12 protein-coding genes are annotated in these 15,970 nt (G+C 65.4%); 2 read left to right on the top strand and 10 right to left on the bottom strand.

Going from position 1 to position 15,970, the window contains the following annotated elements; genetic code table 11:
• Nucleotides 1-266: 266 nt before the first annotated feature.
• Together ACYCVF_RS11605 and ACYCVF_RS11600 are read right to left on the bottom strand one after the other, a co-directional pair.
• Nucleotides 267-1,697, bottom strand: coding sequence for an aldehyde dehydrogenase family protein (locus tag ACYCVF_RS11605; RefSeq protein WP_459602697.1), 1,431 nt, complete (start codon nt 1,695-1,697; stop codon nt 267-269).
• A gap of 233 nt (nt 1,698-1,930) precedes the next feature.
• Nucleotides 1,931-4,294, bottom strand: a complete 2,364-nt coding sequence (locus tag ACYCVF_RS11600) for a transketolase (RefSeq protein ID WP_459602695.1) — start codon at nt 4,292-4,294, stop codon at nt 1,931-1,933.
• A 132-nt stretch (nt 4,295-4,426) separates the two neighbouring features.
• On the opposite strand from ACYCVF_RS11600, the gene ACYCVF_RS11595 reads away from it, so the two are divergent.
• The gene (locus ACYCVF_RS11595) at nt 4,427-4,888 is read left to right on the top strand and encodes an Lrp/AsnC family transcriptional regulator (RefSeq protein WP_028177825.1); all 462 of its coding nucleotides are present in this window, start codon (nt 4,427-4,429) and stop codon (nt 4,886-4,888) included.
• A gap of 88 nt (nt 4,889-4,976) precedes the next feature.
• Nucleotides 4,977-5,897, top strand: coding sequence for a polyphosphate kinase 2 (gene ppk2, locus ACYCVF_RS11590; protein WP_459602692.1), 921 nt, complete (start codon nt 4,977-4,979; stop codon nt 5,895-5,897).
• 111 nt (nt 5,898-6,008) lie between these two features.
• Here the strand turns inward: ppk2 and ACYCVF_RS11585 are convergent, their stop codons facing one another.
• The 8 genes from ACYCVF_RS11585 to ACYCVF_RS11550 all read right to left on the bottom strand — a co-directional run bounded on the left by ACYCVF_RS11585 (nt 6,009) and on the right by ACYCVF_RS11550 (nt 15,969).
• Nucleotides 6,009-7,088 carry a zinc-binding dehydrogenase gene (locus ACYCVF_RS11585; protein ID WP_459602690.1) on the bottom strand — a complete coding sequence of 360 codons (1,080 nt, stop codon included), beginning with the start codon at nt 7,086-7,088 and terminating at the stop codon, nt 6,009-6,011.
• A gap of 43 nt (nt 7,089-7,131) precedes the next feature.
• The gene (locus tag ACYCVF_RS11580) at nt 7,132-8,811 is read right to left on the bottom strand and encodes an autotransporter domain-containing protein (RefSeq protein WP_459602688.1); all 1,680 of its coding nucleotides are present in this window, start codon (nt 8,809-8,811) and stop codon (nt 7,132-7,134) included.
• A gap of 373 nt (nt 8,812-9,184) precedes the next feature.
• A complete protein-coding gene (locus ACYCVF_RS11575; RefSeq protein ID WP_459602765.1) occupies nt 9,185-10,126 on the bottom strand; it encodes a DMT family transporter in 942 nt (313 codons plus the stop codon).
• A gap of 186 nt (nt 10,127-10,312) precedes the next feature.
• Nucleotides 10,313-11,152: an aldo/keto reductase gene (locus ACYCVF_RS11570; RefSeq protein ID WP_459602686.1), complete on the bottom strand. Its 840-nt coding sequence runs from the start codon at nt 11,150-11,152 to the stop codon at nt 10,313-10,315.
• A 44-nt stretch (nt 11,153-11,196) separates the two neighbouring features.
• A complete protein-coding gene (locus ACYCVF_RS11565) occupies nt 11,197-11,373 on the bottom strand; it encodes a hypothetical protein (protein WP_459602684.1) in 177 nt (58 codons plus the stop codon).
• A gap of 232 nt (nt 11,374-11,605) precedes the next feature.
• On the bottom strand, nt 11,606-14,311 hold the full coding sequence (locus ACYCVF_RS11560) for a nitrate reductase (RefSeq protein WP_459602682.1): 2,706 nt from the start codon (nt 14,309-14,311) through the stop codon (nt 11,606-11,608).
• Between the two features lies 1 nt (nt 14,312).
• Nucleotides 14,313-15,530 (bottom strand): NAD(P)/FAD-dependent oxidoreductase, encoded by a 1,218-nt coding sequence (locus tag ACYCVF_RS11555; RefSeq protein ID WP_459602680.1) that lies wholly within the window; start codon nt 15,528-15,530, stop codon nt 14,313-14,315.
• Nucleotides 15,531-15,540: 10 nt separating this feature from the next.
• Nucleotides 15,541-15,969 (bottom strand): globin family protein, encoded by a 429-nt coding sequence (locus ACYCVF_RS11550; protein ID WP_459602678.1) that lies wholly within the window; start codon nt 15,967-15,969, stop codon nt 15,541-15,543.
• Between the last annotated feature and the right edge of the window lies 1 nt (nt 15,970).

The following is a 15,970-nucleotide window of genomic DNA, read 5'->3' as shown; positions in this document are numbered from 1 at the left end:
TTCTTGCCCAGATCAATCGCCGCTCTGATAAACTTCGCCATGGACGGCCTCCCTCTTTGTGGCGCTCCGGCGACCACGTTTTGGCACTTGATGCCGTTCAGGTGGGGCCGTCCACAACATCATTGCGAGGAGCTCTTGCGACGAAGCAATCCAGACTGTCTCCGCGGTCGGATTTCTGGATTGCTTCGCTTCGCTCGCAATGACGACAAAGCAAAACGCCGGAGCGGTTGCCCGCTCCGGCGTCATGGTCGTTCACGCGATGATGCTTACGCCGCGTTGAAGCCGGCGACGGCCTTCACTTCGAGGAAGTCCTCGAGGCCGAACTTGCCCCATTCGCGGCCGTTGCCGGACTGCTTGTAGCCGCCGAACGGCGCGGTACGGTCGTTGGGCTGGCCCTGGAGGTTGACGTTGCCGGCGCGGATCTGGCGACCGACACGCTTGGCGTCCTCGACCGAGGGACCATAGACATAGCCCGCGAGACCATAGGGCGTGTCGTTGGCGATCTTGACAGCGTCGGCCTCGTCCTTGGCGCCGATGATGGTGAGCACCGGTCCGAAGATTTCCTCGCGCGCGATGGTCATGTCGGGCGTGACGTCGGCGAAGATGGTCGGGCGGACATAGAAACCCTTGTTGACGCCTTCGGGCAGGCCCGGGCCGCCGGCGACGAGCGTTGCGCCCTCGTCGATGCCCTTCTTGATCAGGCCCTGGATCTTGTCCCACTGGCCGCGGTTGACGACCGGGCCGATGGTGGTGCCTTCGGCGCGGGGATCGCCGGCCTTGGTCTTGTCGGCGACGGCCTTCGCGATCGCGGCGACGTCCTTCATCTTCGACAGCGGCACGATCATGCGCGAGGGTGCGTTGCAGGACTGGCCGGAGTTGTTGAACATGTGCATCACGCCGCCGGTCACCGCCTTCGTGAGGTCGGCGCCTTCGAGGATGACGTTCGGCGACTTGCCGCCGAGCTCCTGGCTGACGCGTTTGACGGTGGGCGCTGCGCGCTTGGCCACATCGATGCCGGCGCGGGTTGAGCCGGTGAACGAGATCATGTCGATGTCGGGGTGCTCGCTCATGGCGGCGCCGACCTCGGGGCCGAGGCCGTTGACGAGGTTGAACACGCCCTTGGGCACGCCGGCTTCATGGAGAATCTCGGCGAAGATCAGTGCGGACGTGGGCGTGAACTCAGACGGCTTCAGGATCATGGTGCAGCCGGCGGCCAGCGCCGGCGCAACCTTGCAGGCGATCTGATTGAGCGGCCAGTTCCAGGGCGTGATCATGCCGACCACGCCGATCGGCTCGCGCAGCACCACGGCGGTGCCGACCGGCTCCTCGAAATGATAGTTCTTGAGCACGTCGAGCGTCGTCATGAGATGGCCGAGGCCGGCGCCGGCCTGGAGCTTTTCCGCCATCGGCAGCGGCGCGCCCATCTCGTCGGAGACGGCAGCGCCGATCTCCTTGAGGCGGCCCTTGTAGATCTCGATGACCTTGGTGAGCAGCGCGACGCGCTCGTCGCGGCTGGTCTGGGAGAAGGTGGCAAAGGCGCGCTTGGCGGCGGCGACCGCCTTGTCCACGTCGGCCTTGGAGCCCAGCGCAACCTCGTACATCGCCTCTTCCGTCGCCGGATTGACCACGGCGGTGGACTTCTTGACGGCGGGATCGACCCAGGCGCCGTCGATGTAGAATTGCATGCGATTGACCATCGGTAACCTCTTCTTGGGGCTTGGAGGGGGGCGTTTCGGCAGGCATCCTTGCACGAAAGCGCCGGCAGTTGAACCCGCCATATGCGGGGCCAGCGTTGCGGCGGACGGAGGTTATATGAGCCGATGGCGGGACCGAGGCAAGGCTCTCCCGGATGTCATTCCGGGCCGGCTCAAAGGGCCGAACCCGGAATCTCGACTCGATATGGCTCGCGGTTCGCGCGTAGTTACCTCAACTACACCGCCATCTTCCGGTGCAGCACCGGCGCGCCGGTGGTGAGGCTTTCGGCCGCATCGATGATGGCGTTGGCATCGATGCCGTAATGCCGATAAAGGTCCGCGATGCTGCCGGTCTGGCCGAACTGCTCGACGCCCAGCGCCTCGACGCGGTTGCCGCGGACGCTGCCGAGCCAGCCGAGCGCGGAGGGATGACCGTCGATCACGGTCACGATGCCGCAGTCGCGCGGCAGCGGCGCCAGCAGTTTTTCGATATGGCTGAGATGCTGCACGCCGCGACGGTCGCGCCGCAATCTTCGCGCGGCGGTCCACCCCGCATGCAGGCGATCCGCCGAGGTGATCGCGAGCAGGCCGACGTCGCGGCGGCTCTCGCCGATGAAGCCTGTGGCCTCGATCGCTTCCGGCGCAACCGCGCCGGTATAGGCGATCACGGCTTCGGCATTCGGACCCGGCTTGCGCAGCCAATAGGCGCCGTCGGTAATGCCCTGCCTCAGCTCCGGCGTCATGATGCGCTGCGCCTGCTCGATGTTGCGCGTGGAGAGCCGCAAATAGACCGAGCCCCCCTCGCCGGGATCGCGTTGCATGTGGTCAAAGCCGAACGCCATGATCACGGCGAGCTCGTCGACGAAGGCCGGCTCGAACGAGGCGAGCCCATCCTGCGCCATGCCGATCAGCGGCGTCGCGATCGACTGGTGCGCGCCGCCCTCCGGCGCGAGCGTGATGCCGGACGGCGTCGCCGCCACCATGAACCGGGCATCCTGGTAGCAGGCATAGTTCAGCGCATCGAGGCCGCGCTCGATGAACGGATCGTAGAGCGTGCCGACCGGCAGCAGCCGCTCGCCGTTGATCTGGTGCGACAGGCCGAGCGCGGAGAGCATGATGAACAGGTTCATCTCGGCAATGCCAAGTTCGAGATGCTGGCCCTTCGGCGAGGCGTCCCAGTTGTAGGTCGACGGAATTTTCTCGCTGCGGAATAAGTCCGCCTTCTCGGCGCGCGCGAACAGCCCGCGGCGGTTGACCCAGGGGCCGAGATTGGTCGAGACGGTGACGTCGGGCGAGGTCGTCACGATGCGCTTTGCCAGCTCGCTGTCGCTGCGTGCGATCTCGTTGAGCACGAGGCCAAAGCCCTGCTGGGTCGACATCTGCGGCGACGGCTTGAAGGCGAGCTGCTGGGGCACCTCGACGACGGGAGCCGTCAGCCGGCGGCCGTCCTGGTTGAACGGCACCCGCGCGAGGAAAGCTTCGAGTTCGGCCGCATCCTGCGACAGTCCCTCGAACTTGTCCCATTCGTGTCCGGGCCGGATGTTCTGGCTGTCGCGGTACTTCTCCATCTGCGCGACGGTCATCAGGCCGGCGTGGTTGTCCTTGTGGCCCTGGAACGGCAGGCCGACGCCCTTGATGGTATAGGCAATGAAGCAGACCGGGCGATCATGATCGATGGAGTCGAACGCCTCGAGCATGCTTGCCATGTCGTGGCCGCCGAGGTTCGACATCAGTGCGAGCAGCTCCTCGTCGCTGCGCCTGTCGATCAGCTTGGTGATCGGGCCCTGGTCGCCGATCTCGTCGTGCAGGTGCTTGCGGAAGGCCGCGCCGCCCTGGAAGCACAGCGCGGCATAGAGCGCGTTCGGACAGTTGTCGATCCAGCGCTTGAGCGCCTCGCCGCCGGGCTCGGCAAAGGCTTCGCGCATCAGGCGGCCGTATTTCACGATCACCACGTCCCAGCCAAAATTGCGGAACATGGTCTCGAACTTTTCCCAGAGGCCCTCGCGGACGACCGCGTCGAGCGACTGCCTGTTGTAGTCGACCACCCACCAGGTGTTGCGCAGGCCGTGCTTCCAACCCTCTGCCAGAGCCTCGAAGATGTTGCCCTCGTCCATCTCGGCGTCGCCGACGAGCGCAATCATCCGCCCTTCGCGGCGCTCCTTCATCCAGCCATGCGCCTTGACGTAGTCCTGCACCAGCGACGAGAACAGCGTCTGCGCGACGCCGAGGCCGACCGAGCCGGTGGAGAAATCGACGTCGTCGACGTCCTTGGTGCGCGAGGGATAGGACTGCGCGCCCTTGAAGCCGCGAAAGTTCTCCAGCTTCTCGCGGGTCTGGCGGCCGAACAGATACTGGATGGCATGGAAGACCGGGCTCGCATGCGGCTTCACCGCAACGCGATCCTCGGGGCGCAGCACGTGGAAGTACAGCGCGGACATGATGGTCGCGAGCGAGGCGGAGGACGCCTGGTGGCCGCCGACCTTGAGGCCGTCCGCATTGTTGCGGATGTGGTTGGCGTGGTGGATGGTCCAGGACGACAGCCACAGCGCCTTGCGGGCGAGCGCGGTCAGGGTGTCGAGGCGAGCGGGGTCAACGGGCATGGCGATGCTCCGGGAAATAAGCATCGATCATACGCCTGCGGGCCCCGCCAAACTTCTCAATTTTTCGCGCCGTACCGGCCGAGATTGGGATATTTTACCAATCAGATGCCTTCTGACCCAGGTTCCATCCCAATGCCAGAGCTCGACGCCATCGACCGAAAAATCCTCAGCCACCTTCAGAACGACAGCCGGATGACCATGCAGGAGCTCGCCGACAAGGTCGGGCTCTCGGTCTCACCCTGCCATCGCCGGGTCAAGCTGCTGGAGGAGCGCGGCGTGATCTCGCGCTATATCGCGACCGTGGACCAGAAGGCGCTCGGCCTGCATGTCAGCGTCTTCATCTCGATCAAGCTGGCGCGGCAGAAGGAAGAGGACCTCAACCGCTTTGCCCGCGCGATCTCGAAATGGGACGAGGTGCTGGAATGCTATCTGATGACCGGAAATCGCGACTATCTGCTCCGCGTCGTCGCCGCCGACCTCGCCTCCTATGAGACGTTCCTGAAGACCAAGCTGACCCGGCTCGACGGCATCGCCTCCATCGAGTCGAGCTTTGCGCTCAGCCAGGTGAAGTATTCGATCGCGCTGCCGGTGTGACCTGCTTCAGCGGGATCGCATGTCACATGGACGCAACAAACCCCGCCGATGGTCGTTGTGACTGGTATCCGAGCCGAGAGAAGGACCCATGACCGCATCCGATCAAAAATCCCGGATCTCCAAGCGCGAGCGCATCATCCAGGAAATGGCCGACGATCTCGACGAGGAACTGGAGATGGAGCTGGATGATACCCGTCTCGACGAGCTCCTTGACGAGGCCGGAACGCTGAAACCGACGGTCGATCGCAGGCTCTATTTCCGGGAACTGCTTCGCCTCCAGGGCGAGCTCGTCAAGCTCCAGGACTGGGTGCAGAGCGAGAAGAAGAAGGTCGTGGTGCTGTTCGAGGGCCGCGACTCCGCCGGCAAGGGCGGCGTGATCAAGCGCATCACCCAGCGGCTCAATCCCCGCATCTGCCGCGTCGCGGCGCTTCCGGCGCCGAACGAGCGCGAGCGCACGCAATGGTATTTCCAGCGCTACGTCGCGCACCTGCCGGCCGGCGGCGAGATCGTGCTGTTCGACCGTAGCTGGTACAATCGCGCCGGCGTCGAGCGCGTGATGGGCTTCTGCTCGGAGGACGAATATCAGGAGTTCTTCAAGTCAGTGCCGGAATTCGAGCGCATGCTGATCCGCTCCGGCATCATCCTGGTCAAGTACTGGTTCTCGATCACCGACGACGAGCAGCAGTTCCGCTTCACCATGCGCATCAAGGATCCCTTGAAGCAGTGGAAGCTGAGCCCGATGGACGTCGAGTCCCGCAGTCGCTGGGAGGCGTACACCAAGGCCAAGGAGACGATGCTGGAGCACACGCATCTGCCGGACAGCCCATGGTGGATCGTCGATGCCGTGGACAAGAAGCGCGCCCGGCTCAACTGCATCGCGCATCTACTGACTCAGATCCCGTACCAGGAGGTCGCGCGGGCTCCGGTGATGCTGCCGGCGCGCGTGCGCAACCCCGACTATCAGCGGGGCCCGGTCCCGCCGGAGATGTACGTGCCGGCGAAATATTGACGAAGTCTCGTAAGGTGGGCAAAGCCTAGCGTGCCCACCATGACAGCACGGCGTCTGAAGGTGGGCACGGCGCAGGAGCGCCCTTGGCCACCCTACAAGACTACGACACTCCTACCGCCATGGCTGCACGATGATCTTGGTGTGCATCTCGGGATTGGCGAGATCGGCGAACGCCTTGGCTACTCCGTCGATTCCGACCTCGGCGGTCACCATTGCAGCCGCATCCACCTGACCTTCCGCGATCAGCCGCAGCGAGCTTGCGAATTCGTCCGGCGTGTAGCCGAGCACGTACTGGACATTGAGCTCCTTCATGATGCCGAGCATCGGCTCGCTTTTGTCGGTTTCCATGCAGACGCCGACCACGACGATGCGCGCGTCCCGCGGCGCGCCTTCGAACACCTGCTGCAGCAGGCCGGGCACGCCGACGCATTCGAAGATGATCGCCGGCTTCAGCGCCGGCAGCATGGCCCGGAACGGCGGACGTGCTGCCTTCTCCGCCTCCGACATCTGCGCGTGCTCGGCCCAGGTTGCATAGGGCTGCGAGACCCGGGGATCGACTACGACGTCCGCGCCCAGCTTCGCCGCGAGCGCGCGCCGGGCCGGCGAATAGTCGGCGGCGACGATCGGATGCAGGCCCCTCAGCTTCAGCGCGGCGATCACCGCGAGACCGACCGGACCGCAGCCGATCACGAGCGGCACCTCGCCTCCGATTATATTGGCTTTCGCGACGGCGTGGACGCCGACCGCCAGCGGTTCAGTGAGCGCGGCGTGCTCCGGCGCAAGACCATTGGGCACTTCAAGCAGCAGCGCCTCGCTCAGCAGCATCGCTTCGGCATAACCGCCGGCATTGTCGTTGGAATAGCCGATGCCCTCGATGCCCTGCGGGGTCAGCAGCGCCGGCAGCGAGCAGACGCGGGTGCCGGGCTTGAGCTTGCGTTCGGCACCGGGACCGTAGTCGACGATCTCGCAGCAGAACTCGTGGCCGAACACGACGTCGCGGCTGAGGTCCATCGGCTTGCGCCCGACCTTCCGCGCCATCTCCACCATGCGATGGGCGTGCTGACGCGCGTGCAGGTCGGAGCCGCAGATGCCGCAGGCGAGCGTCTTCACCAGCACCTGGCCGTGACCCGGCTTCGGGTCCGCCATGGTGTCGACGATGATCTCTCCGTTCCTGAAAATCGCGGCGCGCATCGGGAGTTTCCTCGGGATTGTTCTTGTGGGTCGTCACGTGATGCTACCAAGCGTAGCGCAACAGACCCTTGCCGGCATAGGACTTCGTCAGGTCCGAGAACTGCCCCTCGAAGGTCACTGCCGTGGACCATCCGTTCATCCAGTTCATTTCCGCCGAGGCCGACGTCAACGCGGACTCGCCGGCCTGCGCCGCACCGCTGACCACGAAGGACGCGCCGGGCAATGTCTGGAACACGGCCGTGACGCTGCGATCGGTGTTGAAGTCGTGGGCCCACGCCACTCGGCCGCGCAGCGACAACAGCCCGCTGGCGAGTGCGAACAATTTGTCGGTCCGGACACCGATCTCGGTGCGGGTCGCCGTGACGTCTTTGGCGCCGTAGGTGAGCGCCGCAACGCCGGTGCCCGACAGCACCTGCTCGGCATAGGCGGGCAGGCTGTAGAGCGTCGCCTGTGCCGCCCCGTACGGCGTGACGGTCAGGCCGGGCAGCGCAAAGCGGTAGCCGGTTTCGAACCGGCCGGAGAACGCATTTGCGCTGAAAGTGGCGCGCAGCCGCTCGATCCCGGCCGCGGTGACGGTGCGATCGGTCGTGACATCCTGCCAGCCATAGGCGGCCGCTGCCGTGAGATAGGCGCGTGCTGCATCATGCCGCAGCACGACGCCGGCCTGGAACAGGTCGGAGCTCCCGCTGCCGAAACCCGCGACGCCGAAACTGTTGCCGCCGCCCGCCAGCGCGAAGCCGATGCGCGTTGCCGGCGAGAGGCGGTAGTCGGCGCCGGCGACGACGCCGAAGGTCCGGACCGTCGCTGCGTTCGACCCCAGCACCGCGTTGCCATCGGTGTTGCTGCCGCCACCATAGGCCGCGCCCCACACGCTCCAGCGTTGCGCGAAATCATTTGCGACAGGCGCTTTGACCAGTCCGGCGAACGCGTCGCGACCAGCGCTCGAACGCTGCGGCATATAGGCATTTGCCAAAAAGAGCTCATCGGCGAATTGCGAGGTCTGTGCAGCTCCACCTGCGTCGCTGCGACCCGGCTGAAACGGATCGGTCAGCGCGGAGAGAAAGAAACTCATCGCCTCGAACGTTGCCTGCTGCGAGCCCGTCGCGGTCTCACCCGACACCTGCGCGAGGCCGGCCGGCGACAGCGACGCGAGCGCGACCGGAAGGCTGGCTCCGGCGTTGAAGGCGTTGGTCAGCGTGGTCGCAACATTGTGCTCGTTGACAGTGAGTTTGGCGGGATTGCCGAAGTCCAGCGCGACGTTCAGATAGGCGTGGTTGGCATCGTAGCTGATACTGGGCGTGAGATTGCCGGAAAGCCCGTTCCTCAACACGCCGCTGAACGTGCCGCTGACGCCGCCGACGGCGGTCAGAATGAGCTGCTGCTTCGAGACCGTCGCGTTCGCCGCCAGGGAAATGCCGGCGTCGCCGTCGAGCGCGGCAGCTCCCGTCACGTACGCATAGGACGCCGCTCCGGGCCTGAGCTGGGCGATGTACAGCGCGCCGGACTGGAAGGACAGATTTCCCGACACGGTCGTGAAGGTGCCGGCCGCTCCGCTTCCGGGCATGAGAATGCCGGAGCTCTCGACCACGGTATGGCCGACCGTGCCGATGCCGGCGAGTACACCGCCGCTCTGGACGGTCGTGATCGCGGAGGATGCAATCGATCCGTCGACCTGAAGCACGGAGCCGCGTGAAGCTATTGCGGAGCGTGATGGTGTCGCCATTGCCGGCACTCGCGATCGCCGTCGCGAAGGTGGCCGAGTCGGTGACATCGTAATTTGCGGCGCGGACGCCGGCAGCGCCTGTCGCTACGACGAGGGCTGTGACCCCGGACAACAGCACGGGACCGCCGTGCCACGTCTTCCAACCCAAGCCTGGCAGTCCCGAAATTCCCACGAAGTCAACCCGTCGAACAACCTGCGCCGCCCATTGCGATCGTTCGCGCTCGGGAACAGCGCCACTTGCCGGAAGGCGGATGGTATTTCCGGTTATCTCCAGGTGTTGCGGACTGTTTCTATAGGTTTATGGTAAACAAGGTGTTGCAGTATGGCGACGCCTCAGGCGGCAGCGCCGCAAGCACGTCGGTCGCGGATTGCGTCAGGCGTTCGGGGAGCGCTCTTCCAGCACCAGGAGCTGGGCGCGACGTACTCGCTCGCGATGGGCGATGTAGAGGCCGCTGGCGACGATGAACGCCGCGCCGGTGATGGTGAAGACGTCGGGCACCTCGCCGAAGATGAAGAAGCCGAGGATGCTGACCCAGAGCAGCTGCGTGTAGGAGAACGGTGCCAGCACCGACGCGTCGCCGTAGCGATAGGCGAGTACGACGATCCACTGGCCTGCGGTCGAGGCGACGCCGATGAAGATGCCGAGCGCGAGCGCGGCCCATGATGGCGTGACCCAGACGAACGGCACCAGCGCGGTCAGGATCGCAAGGCCCGTCAGCGAGGAATAGGCCATGGTGGTGACGACAGCTTCCCGCCCGCTCATCATGCGCGTGAGGATCAGCGTGCCGGCCCAGCATGCCGCCGAGACCAACGGAAAAAATGCGGCGGGGTGAAACGCGCTGGTGCCCGGACGCAGGATGATCAGCACGCCGATGAGGCCGAACGCGGTCGCGAGCCAGCGGCGCATGCCGACCTTCTCGCCGAGGAAGACGATCGAGAGCGCCGTGACGAACAGCGGCGCAACGAAGCCGGTGGCGGATGCCTCCGCGATCGGCAGGAAGCCGAGACCCGTGATGAAGAACAGCGAGGAGCCAAGCAGCGCCGCGCCGCGCATCACGTGAAGGCCGGGACGCTTCGTGCGCATCGCATAAAGCGGTGAGGCAGGCAGCATCACCGGCGTGAACAACAGCGTGAAGGTGAGGAAACGGATCCAGGTGATCTCGATCGAAGGCAGACTGGTCGACAGATATTTCGCGGTGACGTCGGAGCAGCCGAGGAACACCGTCGAGAGCAGGATCAGTGCGATCCCTCTGAAAGGATGATCGACGCGCGCAGGCGCGCGGCGAGCCTCCTGCTTCTTCTCCGGCGCGGGCATGGGAATACTGTCGAGCCTTGCGGCTGCGGCGGGCGGCGGTGTCACGGCTGGAACCCGGGCAAATGCGAATCGAGAACGCCCGAACGAAACGACAATTGCGCCGCGTTCACAACTTCCGAAAACAGGAGGCCGATATGCGCGGGCCGCCGCGCGCGTCAATGCTCCGTTAATGTTGCCCGTTGTGCACTACAGCATGGGCAGGCCGCGCGGCTTCGGCCCGCGCGGAAACGCGGCCTCCAGCGCAGCAATTTCATCTTTCGTCAGCACGAGATCGCCGGCTTCCGCATTCTCGGCGGCGTGTTCCGCGGACGAGGCCTTCGGGATCGCGAACACCGTAATCGCACGGGTGAGGAAGCTCAGCGCGACCTGACGCGGTGTCGCACGACGCGCCTCCGCGATACGGGCCAGCACGGCGCCGCCCTTGCTGCTGCTTGCGGGGAAATCATCATGACCGAACGGCGAGTAGGCAACGACGGCGACGCCGTGCCGCTCGCACCACGGGATCACGGCATGCTCGATCGCGCGCTCCTTGAGATGATAGAGCACCTGGTTGCACGCGATCCGGTCTTCGCCGGCGACCTCGAGAATCTCGTCGAGATCATCCGCGTCGAAATTGGAGACGCCCCAGGACTTGATCTTGCCTGATTTCACCAGTTCCTCGAACGCAGCAACGGTGTCCTCCAGTGGATAGGAGCCGCGCCAGTGCAAGAGATAGCAGTCGAGCCGGTCGGTCTTGAGCCGCTTCAGCGAGCGCTCGCAAGCGGTGATGGTTCCGCGGCGCGAGGCGTTGCTGGGCAGCACTTTCGAAACGAGGAACACCTCGTCGCGCCGGCTCGCGATCGCATCCGCGATGACGAGCTCGGCATCGCCATACATTTCGGCGGTGTCGATATGGGTCATGCCGAGATCGAGCCCCCGCTGAAGCGCCGCGATCGCGCGCTTGCGGTCGCCATTGTCGAGATACCAGGTGCCCTGCCCGACGACGGAGACGTTGGCCCCGGTCTTGCCGAATGGTTTTGTGTTCATGTGCGCTCCGCTATTCCTGTTCCTTTAGACAACCGCCATCAGGTTCACGCATTCAATCCGTTGTTGTCAGCGACCGGCACGCTGGCGGTCGCGCGCTCCGTGATATAGAGACGATCCTTGTTTTCGCCACCGATCGCGACGTCGATGCAGTTCGTCCCGCCCGACTCGATGCGCGCGATCAGTTCGCCGATCGCGCATACACGCGCGATAACATAGGGCACAATGGCCTCGATTGTGGCAGAGGGAATGTCTGGGTTTGGGATCGGGCATGACGGCAACGATGAGCGCCCGCCATCCTGAGGTGCGAGGCGTTGCGATGCTGACGGGTCGCGCAGAGCCTCGAAGGAGGCACGACCCCGATGAGAGGGGCCGTCGCCATCGAGGCCTCCTCTCCTGTGCCTCTGGATGATGGCGATAGCCGGCGCGGGTGATGTCGGCAGAGGAGTGTGCCGCTTACCCCGCACCCCCCGCGACCCTGGCCTGCTTCGCAGATACCGCTTTGGTCGTCGCGATCAATCGCTTCATCTCGGGGATGCAGGAGCCGCAATTGGTGCCGGCCTTGAGTTCGGCGCCGATCTCGGCGGCGGTGCGTGCGCCGCCGGCTATGGCGTCGCAGATGGTACCGCGGCCGACACCGAAGCAGGCGCAGACGATCGGGCCGGTCGAAGCGGCGCCCTCTATCGACTTGCCGGACAGCAGCATACGACGCTGCTCGTCGGTCACCTGGTCGGCGGCGAATGCGCTCTTCACCACCTCCCAATCGCCCGCATCGTGCGCGGGTCCGACGAACAGGCAGGCCTCGATCCGGTCGCCTGCGAACGCGGCGGCGCGATAGACCCCGCCGCCGAAGTCACGGTACTCGGCGACGTCTTCGCCCGCGACGTTCTCGAGCCAGGTGGGCCAGCGCGAGAGATCGCCGTTGTCCGCGAAGAGATAACCGAAGCCGCCGGCGACCGTTACGCGGGTCCACAACAGGTTCTGCGGCAGGTCGATCTGCTTTCGTGACAGCGCGAAGCCGCGGAAGACGAATTCGTAAGGAGCGATCGCGGCCGGCGTCGCTTTTGCCTCCGGCTGGCCCGAGAACGGATCGGTGAAGGACTGCACCAGCGCGCCAACGCGGCCGTGCGAGGCGTTCATCGCGCTCCAGTGGATCGGCACGAACAGGGTACCGCGCTGCTGCCGTTCGCTCACGACGGCCTTCAGGATGCACTGGCCGTAATCGGTGGTGATACGCGCATAGCCGTCGTGGACGATGCCGTATTTGCTTGCGTCATCAGGATGGATCTCCACGAACGGCTCGGGCAGATGCGCGCCCAGCCGCTGGCTGAGCCCGGTGCGCGTCATGGTGTGCCACTGGTCGCGAATGCGTCCGGTGTTGAGCCTCAGAGGGCGCGACGGGCCGGTCTCGCCGCGCAGCGCCGGCATCTCCGGCGCGACGAAGCGGCCCTTACCGTCATTGGTGAAGAAGCCGCCTTGCGCAAAGAAGCGCTCGCCGGGCATCCCGCCTTCCCGCATCGGCCATTGCACCGGCTTCAACGCGTCGAACGCTTCATCCGACAGCGAGGCCAGCGCGCCGATGTCAAAATCACGGCTGCCGCCGTTCTCGAATGCGGAGAGCGCTGCATGCTCACGGAAAATGTCCGCCTCGGATTTGTAGTTGAAACCGTCGCGGAAGCCGAGGCGCCTTGCGGTCTCGCTCAGGATCCACCAATCCGGGCGCCCCTCCCCCGGCGCCGGCAGGAACGAGCGCTGGCGCGAGATCCGCCGCTCGGAATTGGTCACCGTGCCTGACTTCTCGCCCCAGGCCAGCGCCGGCAGCAGCACATGCGGACCGGCCTCGACCGTGTCATTGGAGAGCACGTTCTCGGAGACCACGAACAACTCGAGCTTCTTCAGGGCCTCTCGGACCATGTCGGCATCCGGCAGCGACACCGCCGGGTTGGTGCCCATCACCCAGAGTGCCTTGACCTCGCCGCGGTTGATGGCCTCGAACAATTGCACCGCCTTCAGCCCCTCATGGGTGGCGATGCGCGGCGCCTTCCAGAACCGCCTGACGCGATCGATGTCGGGCGGCGTGAAACCCATATGGGCGGCAAGCATATTGGCGAGGCCGCCGACCTCGCGACCGCCCATCGCATTGGGCTGGCCGGTGAGCGATAACGGTGAGGCGCCGGGCCTGCCGATGCGCCCCGTCGCAAGATGGCAGTTCAGGATGGCGTTGACCTTGTCGGTACCCTGCGCCGACTGGTTGACCCCTTGCGAATAGAGCGTGACGACCTTCTCGGTGTCACGGAACATCCTGAAGAAGGTGGCAACGTCCTGCTCGGACAGGCCCGTGGCAAGCGCTGTCGCAGTGACGCTGCCGGCGATGTTGCGCGCACGGACCAGCGCGTCGTCGAATCCAGACGTGTTGGAGGCGATGTAGTCCCGATCCAGCGCACCATTGTCGGCGAGATGAACGAAGAGGCCGGAGAACAGCGCCGTGTCGGTGCCGGGCTTGAGGCCGAGGAAGAGATCGACATCGCCGGCCGTGTCGGTACGACGCGGGTCGATCACAATCATGCGCGCGCCTCGCTCCTGCCGGTTCTTCAGCATGCGCTGGAACAGCACGGGATGGCACCAGGCGGCGTTGGAGCCGACGAAGACCAGCAGATCGGCCTGGTCGAGATCCTCGTAGCAGCCGGGCACGGTGTCTGCCCCGAAAGCGCGCCGATGGCCCGCGACCGAGGAGGACATGCAGAGTCGCGAATTGGTGTCGACATTGGCCGTGCCGACAAACCCTTTCATCAGTTTGTTGGCGACGTAATAATCCTCGGTGAGGAGCTGGCCGGAGAGATAGAAGGCGACCGCGTCGGCGCCGTCGCGCGCCACGATGTGCTGCATGCGATGGGCGACATGATCGAGCGCATCGCTCCAGGCGACGCGTTCGAGCACGCCCTTGCAACGGATCATCGGGTAGAGCAGCCGGCCTTCGAGCCCGACGGTCTCGCCGAGCGCGGAGCCCTTTGAGCACAGCCGGCCAAAATTGGCGGGATGATCAGGATCGCCCGCGATCGCCGCGCCGCCTTTACCGTCGGGCGTCGCCAGCACACCGCAGCCGACGCCGCAATAGGGGCACGTCGTCTTGGTGGTGCGACGGCTTGGATCGATCGCCGTCATATCAAGCAGCTTTCGAAGATTGCACGAGCGCGCGGCCGAACATCATGTCGGTGCGGATCGCCGCGACCTTGTCGCGATTGCGGATCAGTTCGAGGTACCAGAGCGCATCGACGGTATCGCCGATCAGCACGGCACCTGTGAGCCGGCCGTCGGCGATCACGAGCTTCTTGTAGGTGCCGCGCCTGCGGTCCGACAGCACGAGACTCTCCGTGCCCTCCCCGCCCATGAAGTCGCCGGCCGAGAACACGCTGACGCCCGAGACCTTCAGATTGGTCGAGATCACGCTGCCCTGATAGGCGGCCGGGCGGCCGGCAAGATGCCGCGCCAGCACGCGCGCCTGCTCATAGGCCGGCTCGACCAGGCCATAGCAGGTGCCGCGATGTTCGGCACATTCGCCGAGCGCGAAGATGTCGGACGAAGAGGTCTGCATGACGTCGTTGACCACCACGCCGCGATTGACCGCAATTCCCGCTTCTTTCGCCAGCGAGACGTTGGGCTTGATGCCGGCAGCGAAGATCACGGCGTCGGCCTCGATCCGGTTGCCGTCGGCAAGCTCGAGCGCCTGGACGTGACCATCGCCATGGATTCGGGCCGTCGAGGCGTTGAGCAGGATGCGGATGCCCTTGCGTTCGACCAAGGTCTTCAGCAGATCGGCGGCGGGTGCATCGAGCTGGCGCTCCATCAGCCGGTCCATGAGATGCAGCAGCGTCACCGGCGCGCCGGCCTTGGCGAGACCGTAGGCCGCTTCAAGGCCAAGCAGGCCGCCGCCGACCACGACGACGCGCTTCTTCGCCGCCGCGAGAGTGAGCAGCAGGTCGACGTCGCGGGTATCGCGGAAGGTGTGCACGCCGGCAAGATCGGCGCCCGGCACGTTGAGCCGCAGCGGCGTCGAGCCGGTGGCGAGCACGAGCTTGGAATATTCCATGCTCTCCTCGCCTTCGATCTTCAGCTCCCGGCGGCCGGTGTCGATCTCGGTGACGCGATAGCCATAGCGGACCGTGACGCCGCGGTGGCGCCACCACTCGGCGGGCCGGAGCTCGATCTCGTGCGAGCCGGTCTCGCCGGCCAGCACGGAGGAGAGCAGCACGCGGTTGTAAGCGAGCCGCGGCTCTTCGCCGATCACGGCGACGGCGTAGCGGCCGAGCGCGGTCTTCGCGAGCTCGTCGACCAGACGCGCGGCCGCCATGCCGTTACCGACGATGACGAGCGGTTCACTCACAAGGCATCTCCTATTCGGCGGCCTGCGGCTGTGCGCCATAGGCCTCGGAAATCATGTAGCCGGACAGCACGCCGTATGCGTCGGTCCAGGCCTTGGCGAGTTCGGGCGTCCAGGCATCGCCGAGGCCCTTCTCCAGGGTCCACAGCAAGGTGGCGCCGACGACGGGGTAGTGCTCGGCCTTGGCGCCGTAGGCGACGTGGCGCTTGGCGAGCGCGGAGGCTGCGGGAAGAATCGAGTTCAGGTTCGACAGACCGCCGACCACGGCGGCGAGCATCCCCATCAGCTTCTTGCGCTGCTCGGTCATGTCCTCGGGAAACATCGCGCGTACCGACGGCGCCACCTCGAACAGACGATCGTAGAACAGCACCGCAGCCTGCTCCGATATCGGCGCAACCTTGGAAAAGCTCTGCTGAATGAGGGTGACCTGTTCTGGCGTCATG

This window comes from Bradyrhizobium cedriense, assembly GCF_054602315.1.
This window is presented reverse-complemented; position numbering and strand designations above follow the sequence as displayed.

Coding starts and splice junctions, on each gene's coding strand:
- ACYCVF_RS11570 (WP_459602686.1), bottom strand. CDS start 11,152: ATGAACACAAAACCATTCGGCAAGACCGGGGCCAACGTCTCCGTCGTC.
- ACYCVF_RS11595 (WP_028177825.1), top strand. CDS start 4,427: ATGCCAGAGCTCGACGCCATCGACCGAAAAATCCTCAGCCACCTTCAG.
- ACYCVF_RS11550 (WP_459602678.1), bottom strand. CDS start 15,969: ATGACGCCAGAACAGGTCACCCTCATTCAGCAGAGCTTTTCCAAGGTT.
- ACYCVF_RS11600 (WP_459602695.1), bottom strand. CDS start 4,294: ATGCCCGTTGACCCCGCTCGCCTCGACACCCTGACCGCGCTCGCCCGC.
- ACYCVF_RS11560 (WP_459602682.1), bottom strand. CDS start 14,311: ATGACGGCGATCGATCCAAGCCGTCGCACCACCAAGACGACGTGCCCC.
- ACYCVF_RS11605 (WP_459602697.1), bottom strand. CDS start 1,697: ATGGTCAATCGCATGCAATTCTACATCGACGGCGCCTGGGTCGATCCC.
- ACYCVF_RS11575 (WP_459602765.1), bottom strand. CDS start 10,126: ATGCCCGCGCCGGAGAAGAAGCAGGAGGCTCGCCGCGCGCCTGCGCGC.
- ppk2 (WP_459602692.1), top strand. CDS start 4,977: ATGACCGCATCCGATCAAAAATCCCGGATCTCCAAGCGCGAGCGCATC.
- ACYCVF_RS11580 (WP_459602688.1), bottom strand. CDS start 8,811: ATGGCGACACCATCACGCTCCGCAATAGCTTCACGCGGCTCCGTGCTT.
- ACYCVF_RS11585 (WP_459602690.1), bottom strand. CDS start 7,088: ATGCGCGCCGCGATTTTCAGGAACGGAGAGATCATCGTCGACACCATG.